Here is a 3,426-nt window from a genome sequence, read left to right as displayed (position 1 = left end):
AAGAGGAGATTGCCTTGCTCGAGGAGAATCTGAATACTTCCCCCTGCTGGGATGATGTGTTGGTGAGTGACCCCTTCGACCCTTCCTTGATCAAGAACAGCGAATTCTATGGATTGGTACGCATTGGAAGCATGGCACGTCAGATTGTCAGTTTTCATGACTTCTCTGTACCTGTAGGGATTACCAACAGCAGAATTGTCAGCTGTGATATCGGGGACAGTTGCGCTATTCTCGACTGCAGCTATCTCAGCCACTATATTCTTGACCATCATGTCATCATCTACCGCATCGGCGAGATGCAGACCACCAATCATGCAAAGTTCGGAAGTGGTATCCTCAAGGACGGGGAAGACCCAGAGGTGTTGACCACCATGGATATCATGAATGAAGCAGGAGGAAGGACTGTTAGGCCCTTTGATGGGATGCTTCCTTCCGATGCCTACCTCTGGGGTACTTATCGCGATGATGATGCGTTGATGAGGATCTTTGAGATGTTGACTGACAAGACTTGCGACGCACGTCGTGGGTACTACGGATTTGTCGGTCAGCAGTCTGTGATCAAATCATGTGATACCATAAAGGATGTCTGGATTGGGGAAGGGGCTTATATAAAGGGTGCCAACAAACTCAAGAATCTCCGTCTCCGCTCTACCTTGGAAGAGCCGGTACAGATCGGTGAAGGTGTTGAGCTGGTAAACGGCATCATCGGTGCAGGAAGCAGGGTGTTCTATGGATGCAAGGCAATCCGCTTCATCATGGGGGACAACTGTAATCTCAAGTATGGTGCCCGTCTTATACACTCCTTCCTTGGTGATAACTCAACGGTCAGTTGCTGTGAGCTGCTGAGCAACCTTATCTTTGGGGGACACGAACAACACCACAACAACTCCTTCCTGATTGCCAGTTTGATCAAGGGACAGTCGAATATGGCTGCCGGTGCGAATATCGGATCCAATCACAACAGTCGTGGAAATGACGGGGAGATGGTTGCCGGCAGGGGATTCTGGCCAGCTCTGAGCAGCACGCTCAAGTATGACTGCAAGTTCGCAAGCTATGTTCTGATCGCCAAGGGGAACTATCCCCACGAGTTGAACATCCCCATTCCATTCAGTCTGCTGGGATCAGATGCCAAGGAGGGAAGAAGGGTGGTAATGCCTGCCTATTGGTGGATGTACAATCTCTATGCTCTGGAGCGCAACAGCTATAAATACCGTAAGCGTGACAAGCGAAAGGTCATCCGTCAGCAGATAGAGACCGATTACCTTGCTCCTGATACGGTAAATGAGATTTTTACGGCCTGCGACCTACTCTGTGAGTGGGTGGGGATCAATTACAACAGGACCCGGCCCACCTCCCAGGAGCGAAGTGACCTGATCACACAAGGGAAGACCTTGATCACCACGAAGCCTTCAGAAGTACAGTCAATGCAAATGTATGTCTGGGAGTTGGAGAACAGCAACGAACCGGTTGAGATACTCAAGACGGTGGAGGCATACCAAGCGTATCAACAGATGCTTCGTTACTATGCTGTGAAGACACTCAGCGAGTATTGCACCACCCATGAGATTACCATCAGTGAGTTCCAGCAGGCCCATGATGCAGTGCTTGATCCTTGGCTCAATATTGGAGGACAACTTGTACCTGAGTATCGTTTTGAGGCTCTCAGGGATGGTCTGAAGGAAGGCTCCATCACCTCTTGGGAAGAGGTGCATGATACCTATGCCTACTGGTTTTCTCTCTATGAGGAGGACCGTGCAGTGCATGCCTTGGCAACACTGCTCAAGGTGTTAGGATGCAGTGAAATCAACCAAGGGCAATGGGAGCAGGTGGTTGATGAGGTAGCCGTCATCCGCCTTGAAATCGAAAACCAGGTCTTCAAGACCAAGGAGAAGGATTTCAACAACCGGTTCCGCTTCAGTACCTACCGTACAGTGGAGGAACGGGACGCAGTACTCGGCAGTCTTGATGACAATCCTTTCATCCAGGAGTCAAAACAAATCACAGAGCAGGTACTTTCCCGGATCCGGATGGTTCGGTTCTCCTGAGTGTGGTGTAAGTGTCTTCTCCAATACTGATAAGGGTCAGGAGGAGTAACACCGCACATGCTGCCTTGATGATGATCTGCCACCACTCAAGTGAGAGGTTGAAATAGAGCAAGGCCGTATTGTTGTAGATGTTCCATCGCGTTGCAACGAAGATGAAGTAGAAGACTCCCAATAGATCGGAGGCTGCGCTGAAGCCGAGTACTGTTTTTGTCCATCTTGCGCGAGCCATCTTGAACATGGCAACAAAGAAGGCGATGGCAGTGGTCAGCATCCACCCTACGAGGTAAGGACGGAGTAGGTCTGCAACAAAGAGGGGGATAGGTTCCCTGTCTTGGGTATAGATTGCCAGCAAGTTGCCTCTCCTGTACATGAATCCCAGGAACAGGAAGAAGAGCGACAAGCCTACCAAGTCAGCAATGCTGTCTCTCTTCTTGATCTCCCTGGTGGGTACTTCCTCAAGATTATGCAGTTCAGAGAGGTTCCAATCCTTTGCATCTGACTTAACCTGATACCTTTCAAGTATGGCAAAGGTGATCGTTACCCAAAGGAATGCACTTGAAGCAGCACTGAAGATTGAGGCCAGAGCCTTTGCAATCATTCCAAAGATGGACAGATCGGATGGGGAAAGGAAAAAGGAGAGTACCGTAAAGACCAAGGAAACCAGGGAGACTACCAAGGCAACAATCTTGAGTACCATGATATAGGTATCATAGGTAGCTGGACCGATAAGGTATTGTTCACTGCCACGGTATTTCGCCGCCAGTGAAGAGGGGGACCCCATTGACAGGAGCGTCTGCTCGACCTCCTGGTCACTGGGGTTATCGGGCAACATATCCTGGATATTTGCCGTGAGTTCCTTCTCTACTTCCATTCTTTCTGCAGGTTTTAGGTGACGGACTGTCTCTGCAATATATCGGCTGATGAGCTCATGCATGGCTCTCCTCCCCGAGCAACGCTTCAATGTGCGATTGTTGCTCTCTCCATTGGTTTGCAAGTGATAAGTAGATGCTCTTTCCTTCCTCAGTGAGTTGGTAGAACTTTCTCGGCCTGTTCTCGCTGGTATTCCAGCTACTCTCCAGGACACCTTGGGTTTCCAGTCTCCTGAGCATGGGGTAGAGTGTATTGGCTTCCAACTCTATGTGCTTTTCTGAAAGTATCTGCAATAGGGAGTACCCATACTGTGCTTTGGTGAGTTGGCTGAGAACACAGAGCGTCAGGGTCCCCCTGTTGATTTCTGTTGCAAAGTTGGCAAGAAGCTCTCTCCTATCCATATGAAACCTCGTGTTTTCATAATAGTGTGTATCACACAGTGATATCAAGAACAAAGTATATTCATGATACGAAAAAATTTGACGGTTTTACTGAACGATGGTACGATGAG

3 protein-coding genes are annotated in these 3,426 nt (G+C 49.2%); 1 reads left to right on the top strand and 2 read right to left on the bottom strand.

From position 1 onward, the window contains the following. Positions 1–2,045, top strand: a 2,045-nt coding sequence (locus AB7S66_RS05235) for a DUF4954 family protein (RefSeq protein ID WP_428518407.1), incomplete at its 5' end; no start/stop codon positions are given. On the opposite strand, the gene AB7S66_RS05230 is transcribed toward AB7S66_RS05235, so the two are convergent. Together AB7S66_RS05230 and AB7S66_RS05225 are read right to left on the bottom strand one after the other, a co-directional pair. Next, the gene (locus AB7S66_RS05230) at positions 1,999–2,979 is read right to left on the bottom strand and encodes a hypothetical protein (RefSeq protein WP_428518406.1); all 981 of its coding nucleotides are present in this window, start codon (positions 2,977–2,979) and stop codon (positions 1,999–2,001) included. The two genes, AB7S66_RS05235 and AB7S66_RS05230, sit on opposite strands and share 47 nt — an antisense overlap. Next, the gene (locus AB7S66_RS05225) at positions 2,972–3,316 is read right to left on the bottom strand and encodes a PadR family transcriptional regulator (RefSeq protein ID WP_428518405.1); all 345 of its coding nucleotides are present in this window, start codon (positions 3,314–3,316) and stop codon (positions 2,972–2,974) included. The genes AB7S66_RS05230 and AB7S66_RS05225 overlap by 8 nt, the downstream gene beginning before the upstream one ends. Between the last annotated feature and the right edge of the window lie 110 nt (positions 3,317–3,426).

This window comes from Sphaerochaeta sp. (assembly GCF_050178175.1).
Taxonomy (GTDB): domain Bacteria; phylum Spirochaetota; class Spirochaetia; order Sphaerochaetales; family Sphaerochaetaceae; genus Sphaerochaeta.
This window is presented reverse-complemented; position numbering and strand designations above follow the sequence as displayed.